We start from the raw sequence: 20017 nt of genomic DNA on the forward strand, positions 1-20017 counted from the left end.
CTTCTTAGTGTATGTAATCTTTATAAAGCGGCATTGATTTAGCGCAAGCATCCATTAATAATATAAAAAAGCCCAGCTCATTACTGAGCCGGGCTGCATTTTCGTTTTAAGTTGTTAGTCGAGCATATTGCGCAGTACGTACTGTAAAATACCGCCATGTTTGTAGTAATCCCACTCTTTCGGAGTATCAATACGCACATCGGCACTAAAGCTAACTTGTTTACCTTCACTGTTAGTCGCAATCACACTGACTTCGTCGGTTTTATCGTATAACCCTTGAATATCAAATTGCTCTTGCCCAGTTAAGCCTAGTGATTCATGGCTTTCACCTTCTTTAAATTGTAAAGGAAGTACGCCCATACCAATTAAATTAGAGCGGTGAATACGCTCATAGCTTTGTGCTATCACAGCTTTAATACCGAGTAATAATGACCCTTTTGCAGCCCAATCTCGCGAAGAGCCAGTTCCATACTCTTTACCTGCTAGAACCACTAGTGGTGTTCCACTTTCTTGATATGCCATTGCCGCGTCATAAATACTTTCTAGCTTATCATCAGGTTGAGTGCGGGTAACACCGCCCTCGGTACCAGGGGCTAGTAAGTTTTTAAGGCGCACATTAGCGAATGTACCGCGCATCATTACTTCGTGATTACCACGTCGTGAACCATAAGAGTTAAATTGTGCTTTTTCAACCCCATTTTCTTGTAGGTAAAGCCCTGCGGGTGCCTCTGCCTTAATTGCACCTGCTGGTGAAATATGATCGGTAGTCACCGAGTCACCCAGTTTAGCTAAACAACGCGCACCCTCAATAGTTGGAATACCCGGTGGTTCAACACTCATACCATCAAAGAAGGGGGCTTTTTTAATATAAGTCGAAGCACTGTCCCAATCGTAAAGTTTACCATCAGGTATTTGAATTTTTTGCCAGCGACTGTCGCCATCGTAAACATTGGCGTAGCTTTTTTCGAACATCTCTTTAGTTACCGTACTTTTTACTAGTTCACTTACTTCTTTAACGCTCGGCCAAATATTTTTAAGGTAAATATCGTTACCATGCTTATCTTGCGCGAGTGGCTCGTTGTAAACATCAATATCGGTTCTACCCGCTATGGCATAGGCAACGACTAAAGGAGGCGACGCTAAAAAGTTCATTTTAACATCTTGATGTATGCGCCCTTCAAAGTTACGGTTACCCGATAAAATTGAGCTTACAACTAGTTTGTGTTTTTGAATCGCCTCACTAATTTCATCAGCAAGTGGGCCTGAATTACCAATACATGTGGTACAGCCATAACCAACTAAATTAAAGCCAAGCGCATCCAAGTCATCCATCAACCCTGCTTTTTCAAGGTAATCGGTGACCACCTGAGAACCTGGCGCAAGTGAAGTTTTAACCCAAGGTTTTACATTAATACCTAACTGACGTGCTTTTTGAGCTACTAAACCGGCAGCTAAAATAACACTTGGGTTAGATGTGTTTGTACAGCTAGTAATTGCAGCAATAACACAGGCACCATCATTTAACTCAAACTCTTCTCCATTAAAGTTTACTTTTGCTGCGCCCATAAACTGCGCTTCATCGGTAGGTTCATCTGGATTGGTAGTAGGGCCTTCGCTTTCAATACGCGCTTGCTCTTCATCGCTTTTATCACGACGTGCCATACGCTCGTCTTGAAAATCTTTTAAGTGCTGACCAATAACCTTGCCGGCTTTATCCAAAGTAATTCTATCTTGCGGGCGTTTAGGGCCTGCTAGGCTTGGCACAACATCATCTAAAGTTAGTTCAAGCTTATCGGTATAATGTGCTTCGTCGCCATCGTTACGCCATAAGCCTTGATGTTTAGCGTAATCTTCAATTAGTTTAAGCTGCTTCTCATCGCGATTAGTTAAGCGTAAGTAATTAATCGTTTCCTCATCAATAGGGAAAATACCACAGGTTGCGCCATACTCTGGCGCCATATTAGCGATAGTTGCTCTATCGGCAAGTGGTAAGTCGGCAAGGCCGTCACCATAAAACTCAACAAACTTACCTACCACACCGTGGTTACGCAGCATTTCAGTAACAGTAAGTACTAAATCGGTTGCTGTAGTGCCCTCAGGTAAGCGACCATTTAATTTAACACCCACAACCTGTGGAATAAGCAAGCTAATAGGTTGGCCAAGCATAGCGGCTTCGGCTTCAATGCCGCCTACACCCCAGCCAAGTACGCCTAAACCATTAATCATCGTTGTATGAGAATCTGTACCGACTAGTGTATCTGGGTAGGCTAACGATTTGCCGTTTTTTGTATCATTAAATACTACGCGGGCTAAATACTCTAAATTCACTTGGTGAACTATACCGGTTGCAGGTGGTACAACTTTTAAGTTATTAAATGCGGTTTGTCCCCAACGTAAGAATTCGTAACGCTCTTTGTTTCGCTCATATTCTAATTTTGAGTTTAAGTCGAATGAACCATCTTTACCGTAACCATCCACTTGCACCGAGTGATCGATTACCAGCTCAGCAGGAGAAAGTGGGTTTATTTTTGCAGGATCACCACCGAGTTTTTCCATCGCATCACGCATAGCAGCTAAATCAACAATTGCAGGGACACCAGTGAAATCTTGCATTACTACGCGGGCTGGAGAGAAAGCTACCTCGGCAGAGGGCTTCGCTTTTGGATCCCAATCTAATAAGGCCTGAATATCTTGTTCTTTAATATTCACACCATCTTCGTTACGTAGTAAGTTTTCTAGCAATACTTTTAACGAGAAAGGCAGGCGTTTGGCTTTATCGCCAAGTCCCATGAGCGAGTTGATATGATACTGCTCGCCATTGATAGTGAGCTGTTGTTGGGTGTCGAAACTATTTTTCATTATTTGTCCCTTCAATAAATTAGATTAATATTCTTGTAAAAGTGACCTCTGTAGTGATTTGCAAAGTGTGTACCATGATAAAAAATACCATATTGTATAATTTATTTTGGTCGTTATTTAAATAGAGATGAAGGCCAAAAGTTAAAATTCAAGGGATACTCTGAGTAATAATTGGCCACAAAACTAAACTTAAAAAAGTGCTATTTAAAGTAGTCCTGTTGTTTTAAATGGAAACTTAAATACACCAATGCAATCGCAATTATGGTGACTGCAATAGGCATAAAAATAGCGCTAATACCAAACAAGTTGATGCTATTAATAATCATAAAATTATAGTATTGCTGAGCTAAAACCGCTGCCAAAGAGATTATTAATGTTAATCTGGCTAGAGACTTTTTGAATAACAAAAGTACGCATCCTAATGCGCCGCCAAATACCGCAATAGCAAACGCTAAAGTAGCCCATAAAGGTTGGCTGTTATAAGCAAGTTGTTGTTTTTCAGGTAGTTTACTTATCATCTCTGGAGAGAGAAACAGCTGCATGACAAATGCAAGAATACCTAATATGTTCCATAATAAGGCAGTAATAAGTACGGGTTTTATCCAGCGGTTTGAGGTGTTTTCTGACATGTAAGCATCTATTTTTTAATATTGATATTCTATTAAAGAATAAAAAAGCCAGTGATGCAAACTGGCTTTTAATAACACATATAACTTAAGCAAATGTTAGCCAAATGAAATAGGGCGACGACCCGTTTTTTCATCAACTTTAGGCTTTTTAGTGCGTTTGCGTTTATTTTTAGCCGGCTCTGTTGTTGCTACTGGCGCGGCTTTTTCTGCTGTAACTGTTTCATCAATAACTGGACGTTCTGCTGGAGTGGCATCTTCACTTAACGTTAATTGAAACAACTCGCCATCAAATGCAAGTACATCACCGCTGTATAATTTTTTCCGTTTGATTGTACAAATTTCATGGTTAACACCGACATAGCCTTCGCTAATTAGGTTTTTTGCTTGACCACCACCTTCAACAAGATCTAATACCTTTAATAATTTGCACAGCTCTATAGGCTCTTCTTCTAACTCAACTTCTATATATTCTTCGTTCATCATGTTTCTCAGTGGGGGTGGTATTAGCTGTAGTATAAAGGCTCAGTGGCTATTTTGCACCAAAGTGAGCTTGTTAGGTGAGTTGATTATGTGATTTTTTATGAAACTTTTTATCTCTTTTTATAGTCTTTAAAAAAACTGAAGTAATTCAGGGTTAAGCTTCACGCGAAAAAAATTACACATTGGCGCGCTAATTGCCAATATCGGCCGTATAAGAGATTGAATATAAATAATGGAGTAAAACATGGGCATAAGATTAGCGATGAAAAAAGAGCTAATGGGCTTAGAGCATTCAGATCTGTTAACCGCTGATGATGTAAGAGCGCATCTAGCACAACAGGTAAAAGAAGACACTGAACGTGGCTTTTCAGTTATCTCTAAGTTTAACGATACCCATAGCCAGCTAACTAGCGGGCTTAAAACCAAACAAAGTGAGCTAGTATTTGAGCGTCATCGGTTATTTAATGAAGTGCTGTACAAACGTCAGAGTGTCGATGCATGGCTAAATAACCAGACTTCAGGTTAAACAGCCAAATAAATTAAGTTGCGATTTTAAATCACTCCTTTAGACTACACTTGTAATCAACGGGGTGATAATGAAAAATGGAATTTTAGCGTGTGCACTCATGCTATTGTTGAGTGCATGCCAACAGCCTACAGTGTATATATTTAGTAAAGGTTTATCGGACTCACAGCGCCAGCAGTTAGAGGCCGCACTCAAAACACAATCCCTACCTTACGAATATGTTGAACACGACATCCCTCGGGAATTTGGCGTAGCTACTTTACTATTATCAAATGATAGAATTTTACGCCAAGAAACAGAGCAGTTAGCTACTATTATGCAGGGGTTAGGGTCTGTTGATCTTTGCGGATTAAAATTTGTTCAAACTAGGGGCGATTTAATCGCGGCGCGAGGTTTGTAACCTAGTGGGCTAAGTCAAAACCGAGGAACAAAGAGTAAATTGCCCCTAGGAAGAACCCGAAGGGCAGCGCCTGTTTGGTATTAATGCGGCGTTATCGCCTATTTATGGGGAATAACCACACTACATAGGCTCTGCCTTGCCTAAATACCAAACAGGCTGCTGTAAATTTAACCTTGAAAGGTTAACAGACCCTAAGTTATCAACCCGAAATTAGCTACACCACACGCGCAAATCACTTTTATGGTGATGGTAATATTGGTTTTTATCTAAAAAATACTAATGCGGATGACGCTTTTACCATGCCTTCTCGGTTGCGAACAACCCAGTGCGAAAAAGGTGAGTTTAATGACCTAGCCGTAACCTTTACTGATCAACATGCTGAGTTCACATTAATCAGCGGCGCAAAAGTCACATTGAAATGGGAATATTTATACGGCTATTTGGTTATTTATTACAGCAATTATTCACAAACCTACACTCATTCACAGCCATTGGTTGAGACACCTTTTGGCGATAAACCATCAGACACATATACCATAACAGCTCATGTAAATAAGCCAGGCTGGCTTAATTGCTCAATGCAGGTTGTTTATATGGATTAAGTTAACTGTTAACCATGCTCTTCTATATGCTCCGAGAGTTTTGCAATGCGCAGGCTCATACCTTCAATAATACGGTCTTTAATTTTTTCACGTATAACATTAGGTAGGCGGGTAAGGGCATCGGCAGTAATAGCCAGTACTATAGCGCTTTCCCTAGCGCGTGCATTAATACTGCGCTCTCGGTTATTAATAAATGCACCTTCACCAATAAATTCACCAGGCTCTATACTGCCCAGTTCCAGTAAGTGGTTGTGCTTAAACACCATTAAAGATCCACTGAGCACAATAAACAGTCGCTTGTCATTATCAAATTCTTTAAATAAAAACTGATTTTTATTTATCAAATAGAGCAAACCAAACGACTCAAGCAGAATTTGGCGCTCATTAAGTGTGAATTCTTTAAAAAAATCTAAGCGATTTATAATCTCCATTTGCTTAAACAAAGGGATGTTCTCAATTAACTTCATTAATAACCTAGGACGCTAGCCTTATAAAATATCAGCTAATATTGCGCTCTTTTAATTTTCGGGTCAACGTATTGCGACCCCAACCAATTTTTACTGCGGCTTCTTGTTTATGGCCAGAACAATTAGCGAGTGCTGTTTTTATTAAGCGGGTTTCTAGCTGGGCTTGAATATCAGGCCAAATATTTTCTTTACCTTGTTTAAACTCTTGATTAAGCCACTGCTGAAATGAATCTAGCCAATCGCCTTCTTGGGTTGCGGCGGAATTATCAATAATTTCAGGAGGTAAATCTTGCTCACCAATCAGCTCTCCAGGCGCCATAACGGTTAACCAGCGGCAGGTGTTTTCAAGTTGACGAACATTCCCTGGCCAATTAAATAAACACAGTTGTTTAATTGCTTTAGGGCTTAATACTTTACTATCTACTTGCAGGTCTTTTGCACTTTTATGTAAAAAGTGTAGCGCTAAGCGCTCTATATCTTCAGGGCGCTCGCGTAAGGCAGGTAAACGTAGGCGAACCACGTTTAAACGATGAAATAAATCATCTCTAAACTTACCTTGTTTTACCAGCTCTTCTAAATTTTGATGAGTGGCAGCAATAATGCGTACATCTACTTTTATACTTTGATGACCCCCCACGCGATAAAATTCGCCATCGGCTAATACGCGCAATAAGCGGGTTTGTACATCCAGTGGCATATCACCGATTTCATCCAAAAATAAGGTACCGCCATTCGCTTGTTCAAAGCGACCTTTACGCACGCTATCTGCCCCTGTAAAAGCGCCTTTTTCGTGGCCAAACAGTTCAGATTCAACTAATTCTTTAGGGATAGCGGCCATATTAAGGGCAATAAATTGGTTTTCTTTTCGCGGGCTGTGGTTATGCAAGGCGCTGGCAACGAGCTCTTTACCAGTACCTGACTCTCCATTGATCAGTACGCTCATACTCGATGCTGAGAGTTTACCTATGGCACGAAACACTTCCTGCATAGCAGGGGCCTCACCAATAATATGGGCGCTTTTGGGGGGCGCGCTTTTACGTTTGGTTTTTTTAGTTGAATTAGCTCGATAAGCACTTTCCACCAGTGCAACCGCTTCATTTAAATCAAATGGCTTGGCCAAATACTCAAATGCGCCTTTTTGGAATGCATTAACGGCTGAATCAAGGTCTGAGTGGGCGGTCATAATGATCACAGGTAGCCCTGGCGTTTGCTCTGCTATTAGCTCAAGTAACGCCATACCGTCCATACCAGGCATTCGCACATCGGAAATCAACACGCTAGGTTGACTAAATTTTAGCGCGTTAAGTACGTTTTGTGCATCTGCAAAACTTTCTACTTCAAACCCTGCGCGAGTCAGTGCTTTTTCTAGTACAAAGCGAATTGAGGCATCATCATCTACAAGCCAAGCTGTTTTCATGCAAACTCCAAAGTATTAATCTGTAAACGGCAGATAAATATTAAATTCAGTATGTCCCGGCCAACTATCACATTCGATATAGCCATCATGTTGATCAATCAAGGTTTGCGCTATAGATAACCCAAGTCCCGAGCCACCTTCTTTATTGGTAGTCATAGGATAAAATAAGGTGTCGCGTAAATTGGCATCAATACCCGGGCCGTTATCCATTACTTGAATAAGTAGCGCCTTTTTAGGGGCTTTGCCAGGACGACGATGCTGGTAATTAATCCGCGTTTTTATTTTTATTTCGCCACCATCTACCAATGCTTGTTGTGCATTACGCACAATGTTTAGCACTACCTGTTGAACTTTGCTCTGATCAATATAAACATCAGGAATACTCGGATCGTAGTCTTTAACTAACCGAATATCGCGGTTGTTATCTAAGGTACTGAGTTTTACAACCGACTCTAATGTTTGATGTATATTGCCATACGATTTTTGCGGCAGCTGATTAGGCCCAAGGAGCCTATCAACTAATTCACGCAATCGATCGGCTTGTTCAATTATCAGTTCTGCACATTGATCTCTTTCTTGCTGATCACCTTCATACTGCAATAATTGCGCCGCCCCGCGAATTCCACCCAGTGGGTTTTTAATTTCATGGGCTAAACCGCGAATTAAGTTGCGTGCAGCTTGGTATTGATGCATTTGATTTGAGACTTGATCGTGCTTTATTTCGTCATCAGTTTGTCGACATTCAAATAAAATATAAAAGGTATCGTTATGCTTTATTCGTCGTGTGCTGACCGCTAACTTTGCATGGCGAGAATCGATAAACACCACGTCAGCTCTATGCTGGTGGCAGTCTACACCATCAACCAACGAATACTGTGCAATACGTTTTAAGTCGATAGAGTGGTAATTAAATAAGTCATCGAACGCTTGTCCTAGTAAGCGCTTTTCGCCTAAACCAAGTAATTCACTGGCACTGGTGTTGGCGTAAATGAGCGTAAAGCTTTCATCAAGTAACATTAGGGCGGTGGTTTGGTTTTGCCAAATTATATTTAGTAGCTCTGGGCTAAAATGTGTTTTGTTTATCATTATTGCACCATTTTAGTGCGCCTGGGGAGGTAGGCAAGGTTTTTAGTAAAATATACGCTAATTGTACGTACTTAACTGCAATTACCGACCTATATTTAGGCCTTTGCGATGCATAAAAAATACACTCTCAGGGCTAGTTGCAATTACTTGGTTTTGTTTATTATAAAGTTTAACTTGTAGTGTGTGTTGCCCGCGCTCTACATCTCTTAACGCCAGCGTAGTGGTGTCACTAGGTTCACCAATGGCAACGCCATTTAAAAATAAACCAATGGTAAATCCAGCTTCAAACCGAGGCGCAATCTGAGTTGAAACATACACAGAGCCGGTGTTTTCTCTTATAGTTTGGTTGGACTCTGGCGAAGTAATACTAATTTTAAACTTTACCGCTGTTTTAGTTGGTGAAGTATCAAGTATGTCAGTATTAGTTGCAGGCATGTTTAAGTGTTGGCTAGTGAGTTTAACCTCTTTAGCACCAGGTTGAGGGGTATCTGAAAAAACCAGTACACCGTTTTTGTCTTTCCATGCGTAAATTTTTTTATTATTTGCATGGCTATTAAGGCTTATCATTAAAGCTACTAATAGCAACAAAACCTTACCTATCATCCTGCTAACCTGCATTGTTTAAACTTATTTCACTTTAGTGTAGAACCGTTAAATTTACCATAAAAAAAGCCCGCAGAGCGGGCTTAAAACACACATTATTTATCGGTTAATAAATTAACAGCTGTAGTACATTTCAAACTCAACTGGGTGAGTTGTCATGTTAAGTTTTTCAACTTCTTTTGACTTAAGTGCAATGTAAGCATCAATTAGGTCATTAGTGAATACGCCACCTTGGTTTAAGAACTCACGGTCTGCATCTAATGCCGCTAGTGCTTCATCTAATGAGGCTGCCACTGTTGGAATTTCTGCTGCTTCTTCAGCTGGTAAGTCGTATAAATCCTTATCCATAGCATCGCCAGGGTGAATTTTGTTTTTAATTCCGTCAAGGCCAGCCATAAGCATTGCTGAGAATGCAAGATATGGGTTAGCAGTTGGATCTGGGAAGCGCACTTCAATACGACGACCTTTTGCAGATGGAACCACTGGAATACGAATTGATGCTGAACGGTTACGGGCAGAGTATGCAAGCATTACCGGTGCTTCAAAGCCAGGTACTAAACGTTTGTACGAGTTAGTTGACGCGTTAGCAAAAGCGTTGATTGCTTTAGCATGTTTGATGATACCACCAATGTAGTAAAGCGCGTCTTCAGAAAGACCGCCGTACTTATCACCTGCGAATAAGTTTACGCCGTCTTTAGCTAAAGACTGGTGACAGTGCATACCTGAACCGTTATCGCCAACAACAGGCTTAGGCATAAAGGTTGCTGTCTTTCCGTATAAATGAGCCATGTTGTGAATAACATATTTCATTTCTTGGATTTCGTCTGCTTTTAAAACCATAGTGTTAAAACGAGTTGCGATTTCATTCTGACCGGCAGTCGCCACTTCGTGGTGATGTGCTTCAACAACTTGGCCTAGCTCTTCAAGAACTAAACAAGTTGCAGAACGCCAATCTTGGAAATCATCAACAGGTGCAACCGGGAAGTAACCGCCTTTAACACCTGGACGGTGGCCTGTATTGCCATCTGCATATTCTTTATCTGAGTTCCAAGCTGCTTGCTTAGAATCAATTTTATACATTGAGCCTGACATGTCAGACTTGTATTTAACATCGTCAAATACGAAAAACTCTGGCTCAGGACCAAATAAAACTGTGTCAGCAATACCAGTAGAGCGCATGTACTCTTCAGCGCGTTTAGCTACTGAGCGCGGGTCGCGCTCATAACCTTGTAATGTAGAAGGCTCAACCACGTCACAACGAACGATTAGCGTTGTTTCTTCTGTGAAAGGGTCAAGCTTAATTGAATCTGCGTCAGGTAATAACACCATGTCTGATTCATTAATGCCTTTCCAGCCAGCAATTGAAGAACCGTCGAACATTTTTCCATCTTCAAAAAAGTCTTCATCAACTTGATGATGAGGAATAGAAACATGTTGCTCTTTACCTTTTGTGTCAGTAAAGCGTAAATCAATGAACTTAACGTCATTTTCTTTAATAAAATCTAAAACCGATTGTGACATGTGTCCTCCAACTATTGGGTTTTATTATTGCTGCTTAGATACTTTAAATACTAACAAGCTGATTTTATGCCACTATTATAATCTATTGTTTTTTATGTGAAAATATATAAACAACATAAAGGTGATATAGATTAAGCACTATTTTGGTGCGTAATAATTCCAAAAAGGTGCAACATTTACAGAGTCATAATTGCTTGCAAATTAATCACCTTAGACTAACACAAAGAAAATGCAAAATACGCAGTAAAGTCGCTTTAAATTAACTCAAAACCACCTTTTGAGATAAATTTATAAAAATTAATCATCAAAATTAATTATTTTAAAACAAAGGGTTAATTATTTTATTGCGAAAGTTTGAAATTTTATTTTGGATAAACTTTCATCCATTCCATTTATAGGGGATAATATGCGCCCTTTTAAATCCTATGCTGGGACATCTCGTGAAAGCGCAGGTGAGTACGTATAGCCCCCTGCAGGATCAATGAGATCAATTTCTCTGAGTGAACATATGAGTATCGAAAAGTTAAGAAATATAGCAATTATCGCCCACGTTGACCACGGTAAAACAACACTGGTTGATAAACTACTTGAGCAATCAGGTACATTAGAAACACGCGGCGGTAATGAAGAGCGCGTGATGGATTCAAACGACATTGAAAAAGAACGTGGTATTACCATTTTAGCGAAAAACACCGCTATATCTTGGAATGATTACCATATCAATATCGTAGATACTCCTGGACACGCCGACTTCGGTGGTGAAGTTGAACGCGTACTTTCGATGGCTGACTCAGTACTACTACTTGTTGACGCTCAAGAAGGCCCAATGCCACAAACGCGTTTCGTAACGCAAAAGGCATTCGCGCAAGGCTTAAAGCCAATCGTTGTTATCAATAAAATTGATAAGCCAGGTGCTCGCCCTGATTGGGTTATGGATCAAATCTTTGATTTATTCGACAACCTAGGCGCAACTGATGAGCAGTTAGATTTTAAAGTAATCTACGCATCAGCAATCAATGGTTGGGCTACATTAGATTTAGACGAAGCATCAGATAACATGGAACCTATGTTCAAGATGATCGTTGACGAAGTATCACCACCGGATGCAGATCCTGAAGGTGACTTCCAAATGCAGATTTCACAGCTTGATTACAACTCTTATAAGGGTGTAATTGGTATTGGTCGTATTAAACGTGGTTCTGTTGCACCTAACCAACAAGTTACGGTTATCAGTGCAGACGGCACAACTCGTAACGGTAAGATTGGTTCAGTACAAAGCTACTTAGGCCTTGAACGTATTGAAACTGATAAAGCTTACGCTGGTAACATCGTAACAGTAACAGGTTTAGGCGAGCTTAAGATTTCAGATACGCTTTGTTGTCCAAACAACGTTGAAGCATTGCCACCACTAAGTGTTGATGAGCCAACAGTAACAATGACGTTCTCTGTAAACAACTCTCCTTTCTGTGGTAAAGAAGGTAAGTTTGTAACATCACGTAATATTCGTGAGCGTTTAGACAAAGAATTAGTACACAACGTAGCACTTCGTGTTGCAGATACAGATAACCCAGATAGCTTCCGTGTATCGGGTCGTGGTGAATTACACCTAGGTATCTTAATCGAGAACATGCGTCGTGAAGGTTACGAGCTTGCTGTATCTCGTCCAGAAGTAATCTTACGTACTGTTGATGGTGTGTTAGAAGAACCGTATGAAACACTAACTATTGACTGTGAAGAAGAGCATCAAGGTTCTATCATGGAGCAAATTGGTCTTCGTAAGGGTGAACTAACTGACATGGCACCAGATGGTAAAGGCCGTATGCGTATGGACTTTATGATCCCAAGCCGTGGCTTAATCGGTTTCCAAACTGAGTTCATGACATTAACGTCGGGTTCTGGTTTACTTTACCATACATTCGATCACTACGGTCCGCACAAAGGTGGCGAGCTAGGTGTTCGTAAGAATGGTGTAATGATTGCAAACGCAACAGGTAAAGCACTTACTAACGCATTATTTAACTTACAAGAGCGCGGCCGTTTATTTATCGGTCACGGTGTTGAAGTTTATGAAGGTATGGTTATTGGTATTCATAGCCGTGATAACGACCTTACAGTTAACGCACTTAAAGGTAAGCAACTTACAAACGTTCGTGCATCTGGTACAGATGAAGCACAAACACTAACACCAGCACTTAACTATTCACTTGAGCAAGCGCTTGAGTTTATTGCTGATGATGAGTTAGTAGAAGTAACACCTGAGAACATTCGTATTCGTAAGCGTCATTTAACTGAAAATGAGCGTAAACGTGCGGGTCGTGCCCCTAAGTCATAATCTATTAATTTAGAATAATGATTTTAAAAGCCGCTGTATTGCAAAATACAGCGGCTTTTTTGTTTTTAAAGTAAGAGAAGCTTTAGCTTTTATGTAGTCAGGATAAACAAGATAAAACAAACTAGATAAAGTTAGCTCCAAAAATATCAGGCAATTATTTCTCTTTGAAAAGAGTGCGCTTTTTTACCGCTTAGTAACTAGCTCACTTAAAAAATAGTAATAACTATAAATAATACTCAGTATGTTCAGGTTAATATTGGTGTCCACAGATTGAACAATCCGATCTAATACAATTACTTACACTATCTTGTAGAGCAAGTTGTTAAAGTAATAATGTTTTTTAAACTCATACAAATTAAGGGAATAATGTTGGTTAAAGTAATACTTATTGTGATAACTGTACTTTTATCTGGTTGTACTTCGTCACAAGCCATGAGCTCTGGGTGTGATTTTGTTACAGGGGCTGCGAACAGTAATGAACGTCATAAGCCTGCTGGTGATCTTAATAGTAATAAAAAAAATCAAAAAGTAAACGTGATTAATGGGCTTTTGAATATGTTAATTGGCCCAATCGGTCGCTCTCTCAATGATGATGAATGCAGTAGTAAAGAGCAAGAGTATGTATACCCAAATAACAGCTTATAAAAGAGACGTTTTGCTTTTTAATGTTTCCGTTATGTTGGGTTTCGCTTTGCTCAACCCAACCTATGGTTTCAATTATCTTATTGGTAGTAAAGTGATTTTTCCAAACACATCAGCATCTATATAGCCAAGGTTGCGACTGCCGTTAACAGGCTGTACTTCATGTGAACCCATAAAGTGCTCACGAACTTTACTGCCGTCGTTATCGCAATATGCGAGCATAAAGCCAATAACTTGTTTTTCAGTTAATTTAAGCGGAGTGTTTTGTGCGCCTTGTTGGAAATCGTTTGGGTAGAGTTTTATCGCCACTTCCCACGTGATGTTATAGGGCGCAGTGGTATTGCGTTTCCAGTTACTAACTAAGTGGTCGGTATATAAATGCGCTTTTTTATCAGGCCCATAATCGGCAGCTTGGTTATCAAGGCCAATATGATAAGCAAATGCTGTATGGTTAAATTGGTGATTACCGCCAGATGCGTCACTATCTATAAACACTTCTAAGGCATCATCGTCCCAGTATTTATCCGTTGGATCTGGGTGAGTATCAATAAGCACATCATCACTAATGTCTGCTTGTAAATACAAGTAGTTTTCATCCCACAAAAGACGATAGCGACCTTTAAAATCCTTGTCTGAGTCTGGTAGGGTGCCGTCCATTAAGTATGGCATATTATGCCAAGTGGCTTTGTCCCATGCACTTTCAGAAACCCCATCAATAGTAATAGCTGTTGGTGTATGACTAACGTCAATAGCCATGATTGGCTGGGTAAAAAGTAAGCTAAAAGCGAGTAGTGTTTTTTTCATTAATCATCTCATCAATTAAGGATGATTTAGCTTGGCTTAAATAGCAATCAAAAACAATCTCGTAGTCTATTTTTATACTAACTGATTGTGCCTGCTATGCTGTCTTTTAATGCGAGCATTAATAAATGCGCACTTTCTCCAGACATTTTAAAAGGATTAAAATCAATGAAGCCTGAAAACTTGAGATTCAGTGATTCGGTTAGCTTAGATTGCGGTACATAGCCCATTGACCATTTTTCAAACTCTCTTTCAGGAATTTGGGTATAGTTGAGCATAATTACATTGTGGTGACGTTTATCGTTTAATATTTGTTGGTAGGTATTATTTACAGCCGTTCTAGAGCCTTCCAGGCATTGTAAAAAGTAATCATTACTAAAACATAACATGCCGGTGACGTTTGTTTTTACATTATAGGTTCGAGCGCTTTGTAAAATATTTTCTATATCTTTAGGCCCAAAACCACTACTAATTTTGCTGGCGTAAATAAGTCGTACAAGAAACATAAAACCTCCTCACTGTTTAGTTAATTAAACATAGTTCAGCAGAGAAGTTATTACTAATTTTGTAAATGACTGATTAAAGTTTAATACTCTCACCTTCATTTAAAATATGCAGGGGTATTTTCGAGTCCATCTTTTTGTGCATATACAATAAACGCAGTAAAGCTGAATGACTCGTGCGATCGCCCATTTTCCATGATGAGTTACCGTATCCCCAAGGTATCATTATTTTACAGTTTAGCTCTTGTGCTGCTGTTAGAGCGTCTTCTGGGGTTGTATGAACGTAACGATACCATTTAGGGTTATCTTCGCTATAGTAAGACGCTATCGGCATTAAGCACACATCAATATCGCCATATTTTTTCTGTATATCGCTGAAGTGTTTTGAGTAGCCAGTGTCGCCTGCAAAAAATAAGGTGCTGCCATTTTGTTCAAGTAGCCAGCCATTCCATAGGTCTTTATCGTTGTCTTCATAAATAAAGGGTACTAAAACACGGCTGCTAAAGTGATGAGCAGGCAAGGCATGGATAGCTAAATCGCCAATATTTGTTTTTGCATACCACGCCATTTCACTAATATTAAACCCGCCTGTAGGGAAGTTGTCGGCCATGCCTAGTGGTGTTAAGTAGCGGGGTTTATTACCGATCTCTTCTATATCTGCTTTATTAAAGTGATCGTAATGAATATGCGAGTACATCACAGCGTCTAAGTTTTTCAGTTCACTATCTGTGAGCCAATCGCCGGGCTGTCGGTAAAACCCAGAGGCTAGTCTAAATGCTAAATCTACAGGTGAGTCAAACTGCTCTTTTACAGGATCAAGTAACACTTGCTGTCCGTTAGGCGTGCGGATCATAAACCCAGCATGCCCCAGCCAGCGTAAGCTAAAGCCTGTATTTAAATTCATAGGCTGTTGCTCACCAATAAATTGGCAGTTTTCGCTGTCTTTTTCGCATTGTAATTTAGGGCTAGTTGGGTAGCAGTTGCTTTTACAGGTAGTCGGGTAAGTTTTTTTACCCGGGTAGAGATTATGAAACCGTCCTTCTCGCTCGCCATTTTGATGTAGCGGGGTAATGGTTTGCTCCCCTGCAATAACTTCAACATGGTTAGCTGTTTGGCAGGCGCTGAGCATTGTGCATGCAAGTATTAGGGTAATGGCTTTGAACTTCATTTTACTGTTCTAATTATTATTATTTTGTAAAAGTATAACAACAACAGCTGATTATCGAAGAGCTTAAAGGTAACAAAAAGTAACAATAAAAAAGCCTACAATTTAGTAGGCTTAGTAAACGAGTTTATAGTAATTAGCCTGTAGTATTCATTTGCTCAATAAATTTATTTGAGTCTTCAATCGACTTATTCATGTCATTCATGAGTAACTGAATATCACGCTTTAAGTTAGTAAACTCGCCTTTTATAGCGGCTACCGCTTGTGCGTTTAAGTTATGTTTTAAGTAAAGCACGTTATCTTGTAAAGACGATAATACTGGCTCCATTTTGCTCTCAGCGCTGCGCATTGAGCGAAGTAATTGGCTAAACTGGCGCTGAGTTGCAGCTAGTTTTTTACTGCTTTGACGCTTAAGTGAGGCGCTTTTGTATTGCTCTAGCTCATCGCTCCACTCATCAAACAAGGCATCGGCAACATCTTCTACTTTATTTATGTTACTTGATACTTCGTTTGCCGCCGCTAAGCTCGACTCGTAATCGTCATTAAGTTGATTGTAAGCATCTTGCAACTCACCGCCATCGAAATTAATTAAGGTAGTTAGGCGCTCGAGTGCTGATTGAAACTCTTCTTGCGACTCTTGTTGTGAGTCTTTCGTTTCTTCAACGCGGTCAATAAGAATGTCACGTTTATGTACGCCTACTTTTTCCATTGCCGAATAATAAGCCGACTGACAACCTGAAAGCATCAGCATTAACGAGAGTATGGCTGTCCCTAATAATGTTTGTTTTTTCATCTGAATTCCTATTTACGAGTGTTAATGCTGTAAATTATGGCCTTGATTGTTATTATAATCAAAAGCCCACCAACAAAGTTAATTGTATGAATGATAAGCTCTCCCATTATAAACAGCAAGTTAAGGTGTTTCTAAAACAGCAACCAGGCTGGTGGATGCAATATTTCAATCGCTGTATAGACGATCAAATAACCATTAATGCAGGGTATTTAGCATACGTTACCTTGTTGTCGTTGGTTCCGCTGATAGCGGTGGGTGTGGCAATCTTCTCTGCTTTTCCAGGGTTTGAATCGACCCGTTTAGCCATTGAAAGTTTTTTATTTACTAACTTTGTGCCGACTTCTTCCGATGTTATTAAAGAACATATTAGCTCGTTTGCTGGTAATGCTAATCAAATGACGGCGGTAGGTATTGGCTTTTTGGCAGCCATTGCCTTGCTACTTATTCGTAATGTAGATGCCACACTAAACCGTATTTGGCGAGTAAAGAAAAAACGCCCAATGATGATATCCTTTGCTGTGTATTGGATGGTACTGAGCTTGGGACCTGTACTACTGGGTGCGAGTATTGGTGTCACCTCTTATATTGTGTCGTTAGTGTCGTTTGCTGATCAGGGGATCCCTGGGTTTAGTGGTTTTTTATTAAAACTACTCCCTTATGCTATTTCTATGGCAGGTTTTATCATGCTGTATACCTTAGTGCCGAATACGCGAGTTTCATTTAGGGCCGCTATTCCTGGTGCACTGTTTGCTGCAATGTTATTTGAGTTAACCAAAAAAGGCTTTGCTTTGTACATTAGCCATTTTCCATCATACGAAGTGATTTATGGTGCGGTAGCAACCATTCCTATTTTGTTTGTATGGGTATACTTGTCGTGGGTAGTAGTGCTACTAGGTGCTGAATTTACTGTGTGTATTAACATGCAACATTACAATAAAAAAGAGCAACGAGCAGAGGATAGTGAATAAATGCAAGGACTAATTCAACGGGTAACACACGCCAACGTAGCAATAGAAAAACAGATTGTTGGTGAAATAAAACAAGGTATTGTATTACTGCTTGGTGTTGAAAAAGAAGATGATGAGCGTGTTGCTGATAAACTATTACACAAGGTCAGTAATTATCGAATTTTTAGCGATGAAAATGATAAAATGAACCTCAGTCTCAAAGATATACAAGGCGAACTATTAGTCATATCGCAATTTACACTTGCAGCTAATACCAAAAAAGGCATGCGTCCTAGTTTTTCATCGGCAGCCACACCAGACCAAGCGCAAGCATTATATAATTACTTTGTTAAGCAGGCTAAATTACTCGGTATTAAGGTAGCGACCGGTGTATTTGCAGCCGATATGCAGGTTAGTTTATGTAACGACGGTCCGGTTACCTTTAACTTAACCGCTTAAAGTGTTTTTTCAACAACCACAATGTGATTCACAAACCCGGTGATCTTTTTAATACTAACGGCTTCCCCAAACACGCGCTTAAGCACAAGTTGTAGCTGTGTAAGTTGGGAGGCATGTTGCGATAAAAAGTTAATAAATAAGATGCCCCGCTGAGCAAGCGCATCATAAATTGTTTGATAAAAACATAAATCAAATAAGAATCTAGGGGCGTCTAGTTCACTAAATAAATCTAAAATAATCCAATCTATATTCACCGCTGACTTTAAAACTGTTTGTGCGTCTTTACAGAAAATTTGGCCCTTTTCATTAAGGGCGAAAAAATCTTGATAACAGTCAATTATATGAGGGTTTTTTTCTACTGAAGTCAGCTGTACTTGAGGGTATTGTTTTAATAAGTAGTTACGTATAGCACCGCCACCTAAACCGAGCTCAAGTATTTTTTTAGGCGCTGGTCGTTGCTGCCAAACCGTTGCTAAATAGGCAAGGTGAGGAAACAGTAATACTTGTGGACTCCGGGTTAAAATAACTGATTGCAAGGTGTTGTTAATAAGCAGCCAACGCAGCTGTTGATGCTCTCGAACTTGTATATTTATGCCATGTTGATTATGCCAATAAAGTAACTGGCCTAGCGATGAACTATGCTCAATAAAGTGCCTGCTGATCAGGCCACTGCTACCATGGATATATTTATTCATGGTATTGAGCATAAACCAGCAGGGGTAAAGCGCAATCGATTTTGTCATTAATTTTTTACAGTCATTTATAGGAAACCAAAGTCGTATTTGCAGTTTTACCCAGATCGAGTATGGTGTTTTTCACAAAATGCACAGCGTAATATTTTTACATTTTTAATTTATGGAGTCTGTATGTTTCAAGTGAGCACCCCTCAAAGTAGTGAAGACTGGCAAGCCTATTATCAATTACGCTGGCAAGTTTTACGTGCACCATGGGGCGAACCTCGTGGTTCTGAGCAAGACGATTTAGAGCAAGAAGCTGAACACCGCTTTATTAAAAATAAAGCAGGTGAAGTATTGGGTGTGGCGCGTTTGCATTTTAATAATCAGCAACAAGCTCAAGTACGTTATATGGCGGTTGCAGAGGGTAACCGTAATCAACATATTGGTAGCCGCTTATTACATGAGCTAGAAAAAATAGCGTGGAATCAAGATGCTGATGAATTAGTGCTGTTTGCTCGCGAACGTGCCCTGGAATTTTATCAGCGCCATGGCTACGAAAATAAAGAAAAAGCGCATTTAGCCTATGGTGATGTTCAGCATTATAAAATGGTTAAGCTTAAGCCGAGTGAGCCAGGTTGGTTCCGTCACCCTAATTGGACTCAAGTACTGCAAAATACATGGCGTGAATCAATCCCTATTAGTGATGCAATGGGGATAAAAGTAGAAAGCTACACTGATTGGCAATTTACTACTCGTGCAGATTTAAATGCTAACTTAAACTTACACAACACCATGTTTGCAGGCTCTATTTACAGCCTAGCTACACTAACGGGTTGGGGAGCAACGTACTTAGCATTAAAAGAAGCCGGACTTGAGGGTAATATAGTGTTAGCCGATGCTAATATTAAATATTTAAAACCACTGAATACCGACCCTAAAGGCTGTGTTGATATTCAAACCTGTAAAGGTAACTTAATAGAGTTACAAGAGGCGGGTAAGGCGAGCTATTTAGTGCCAGTAACCATTTTTGATGGTGATCAAGTAGTTGCTCAGTTTGAAGGGCAGTTTGTGGTTAAAAAGTAATAAGAATAAACGAAAAAGCCAAGCG

Annotated in this window: 20 protein-coding genes and 1 pseudogene; 8 read left to right on the forward strand and 13 right to left on the reverse strand. The window is 39.9% G+C overall.

Going from position 1 to position 20017, the window contains the following annotated elements; all coding sequences use genetic code 11:
• Positions 1 to 114 precede the first annotated feature (114 nt).
• From acnA to AN392_RS08510, 3 genes are all read right to left on the reverse strand, one after another.
• Complete coding sequence (acnA, locus tag AN392_RS08500) at positions 115 to 2859, reverse strand: aconitate hydratase AcnA (protein ID WP_055012456.1); 2745 nt, start codon at positions 2857 to 2859, stop codon at positions 115 to 117.
• Positions 2860 to 3059: 200 nt separating this feature from the next.
• Positions 3060 to 3488, reverse strand: coding sequence for a hypothetical protein (locus AN392_RS08505; protein WP_055012457.1), 429 nt, complete (start codon positions 3486 to 3488; stop codon positions 3060 to 3062).
• A 96-nt stretch (positions 3489 to 3584) separates the two neighbouring features.
• Positions 3585 to 3968 carry an RNA-binding S4 domain-containing protein gene (locus AN392_RS08510; protein WP_008108378.1) on the reverse strand — a complete coding sequence of 128 codons (384 nt, stop codon included), beginning with the start codon at positions 3966 to 3968 and terminating at the stop codon, positions 3585 to 3587.
• A 244-nt stretch (positions 3969 to 4212) separates the two neighbouring features.
• Between AN392_RS08510 and AN392_RS08515 the strand changes: the two genes are divergently transcribed.
• The 3 genes and pseudogenes from AN392_RS08515 to AN392_RS08525 form a co-directional block, all read left to right on the forward strand.
• Complete coding sequence (locus tag AN392_RS08515) at positions 4213 to 4494, forward strand: hypothetical protein (protein ID WP_008108379.1); 282 nt, start codon at positions 4213 to 4215, stop codon at positions 4492 to 4494.
• Between the two features lie 70 nt (positions 4495 to 4564).
• A complete protein-coding gene (locus tag AN392_RS08520) occupies positions 4565 to 4894 on the forward strand; it encodes a hypothetical protein (RefSeq protein ID WP_408003205.1) in 330 nt (109 codons plus the stop codon).
• Positions 4895 to 5079: 185 nt separating this feature from the next.
• Positions 5080 to 5496 (forward strand): annotated as a pseudogene (locus AN392_RS08525) (hypothetical protein); the annotation flags it as partial.
• Positions 5497 to 5504: 8 nt separating this feature from the next.
• Here AN392_RS08525 and AN392_RS08530 read toward each other — a convergent pair.
• The 5 genes from AN392_RS08530 to glnA form a co-directional block, all read right to left on the reverse strand.
• The gene (locus AN392_RS08530) at positions 5505 to 5963 is read right to left on the reverse strand and encodes a Crp/Fnr family transcriptional regulator (protein ID WP_055012458.1); all 459 of its coding nucleotides are present in this window, start codon (positions 5961 to 5963) and stop codon (positions 5505 to 5507) included.
• Positions 5964 to 5994: 31 nt separating this feature from the next.
• Complete coding sequence (ntrC, locus tag AN392_RS08535; RefSeq protein WP_055012459.1) at positions 5995 to 7380, reverse strand: nitrogen regulation protein NR(I); 1386 nt, start codon at positions 7378 to 7380, stop codon at positions 5995 to 5997.
• A 15-nt stretch (positions 7381 to 7395) separates the two neighbouring features.
• Positions 7396 to 8466 (reverse strand): nitrogen regulation protein NR(II), encoded by a 1071-nt coding sequence (gene glnL / locus AN392_RS08540; RefSeq protein WP_008108383.1) that lies wholly within the window; start codon positions 8464 to 8466, stop codon positions 7396 to 7398.
• A gap of 81 nt (positions 8467 to 8547) precedes the next feature.
• A complete protein-coding gene (locus tag AN392_RS08545; RefSeq protein ID WP_055012460.1) occupies positions 8548 to 9069 on the reverse strand; it encodes a DUF4124 domain-containing protein in 522 nt (173 codons plus the stop codon).
• 114 nt (positions 9070 to 9183) lie between these two features.
• Positions 9184 to 10590, reverse strand: coding sequence for a glutamate--ammonia ligase (gene glnA, locus AN392_RS08550; RefSeq protein ID WP_010392004.1), 1407 nt, complete (start codon positions 10588 to 10590; stop codon positions 9184 to 9186).
• Positions 10591 to 11098: 508 nt separating this feature from the next.
• On the opposite strand from glnA, the gene typA reads away from it, so the two are divergent.
• Both typA and AN392_RS08560 read left to right on the forward strand, forming a co-directional pair.
• Positions 11099 to 12922, forward strand: a complete 1824-nt coding sequence (gene typA, locus AN392_RS08555; RefSeq protein ID WP_010392008.1) for a translational GTPase TypA — start codon at positions 11099 to 11101, stop codon at positions 12920 to 12922.
• 390 nt (positions 12923 to 13312) lie between these two features.
• Positions 13313 to 13567, forward strand: a complete 255-nt coding sequence (locus AN392_RS08560) for a hypothetical protein (protein ID WP_235575580.1) — start codon at positions 13313 to 13315, stop codon at positions 13565 to 13567.
• Between the two features lie 72 nt (positions 13568 to 13639).
• On the opposite strand, the gene AN392_RS08565 is transcribed toward AN392_RS08560, so the two are convergent.
• The 4 genes from AN392_RS08565 to AN392_RS08580 form a co-directional block, all read right to left on the reverse strand.
• Positions 13640 to 14368 carry a CBM9 family sugar-binding protein gene (locus AN392_RS08565; protein WP_055012461.1) on the reverse strand — a complete coding sequence of 243 codons (729 nt, stop codon included), beginning with the start codon at positions 14366 to 14368 and terminating at the stop codon, positions 13640 to 13642.
• A 77-nt stretch (positions 14369 to 14445) separates the two neighbouring features.
• Positions 14446 to 14871 (reverse strand): BLUF domain-containing protein, encoded by a 426-nt coding sequence (locus AN392_RS08570; protein ID WP_055012462.1) that lies wholly within the window; start codon positions 14869 to 14871, stop codon positions 14446 to 14448.
• Between the two features lie 73 nt (positions 14872 to 14944).
• Positions 14945 to 16036, reverse strand: coding sequence for an MBL fold metallo-hydrolase (locus tag AN392_RS08575; RefSeq protein ID WP_054202781.1), 1092 nt, complete (start codon positions 16034 to 16036; stop codon positions 14945 to 14947).
• 133 nt (positions 16037 to 16169) lie between these two features.
• Positions 16170 to 16826 carry a DUF2959 domain-containing protein gene (locus AN392_RS08580; RefSeq protein WP_010392019.1) on the reverse strand — a complete coding sequence of 219 codons (657 nt, stop codon included), beginning with the start codon at positions 16824 to 16826 and terminating at the stop codon, positions 16170 to 16172.
• Positions 16827 to 16912: 86 nt separating this feature from the next.
• Between AN392_RS08580 and AN392_RS08585 the strand changes: the two genes are divergently transcribed.
• Positions 16913 to 17794: a virulence factor BrkB family protein gene (locus AN392_RS08585; protein ID WP_055012490.1), complete on the forward strand. Its 882-nt coding sequence runs from the start codon at positions 16913 to 16915 to the stop codon at positions 17792 to 17794.
• On the forward strand, positions 17795 to 18232 hold the full coding sequence (gene dtd / locus AN392_RS08590) for a D-aminoacyl-tRNA deacylase (RefSeq protein ID WP_055012463.1): 438 nt from the start codon (positions 17795 to 17797) through the stop codon (positions 18230 to 18232).
• Here the strand turns inward: dtd and AN392_RS08595 are convergent.
• Positions 18229 to 18975: a spermidine synthase gene (locus AN392_RS08595; protein WP_055012464.1), complete on the reverse strand. Its 747-nt coding sequence runs from the start codon at positions 18973 to 18975 to the stop codon at positions 18229 to 18231. The two genes, dtd and AN392_RS08595, sit on opposite strands and share 4 nt — an antisense overlap.
• Positions 18976 to 19098: 123 nt before the next feature.
• Between AN392_RS08595 and AN392_RS08600 the strand changes: the two genes are divergently transcribed.
• Positions 19099 to 19992 (forward strand): bifunctional GNAT family N-acetyltransferase/hotdog fold thioesterase, encoded by an 894-nt coding sequence (locus AN392_RS08600; RefSeq protein WP_010392028.1) that lies wholly within the window; start codon positions 19099 to 19101, stop codon positions 19990 to 19992.
• The last annotated feature ends 25 nt before the right edge of the window (positions 19993 to 20017 follow it).

Origin of the sequence: Pseudoalteromonas sp. P1-16-1b (assembly GCF_001401785.1) — a bacterium.
Taxonomy (GTDB): Bacteria; Pseudomonadota; Gammaproteobacteria; order Enterobacterales; family Alteromonadaceae; genus Pseudoalteromonas; species Pseudoalteromonas undina.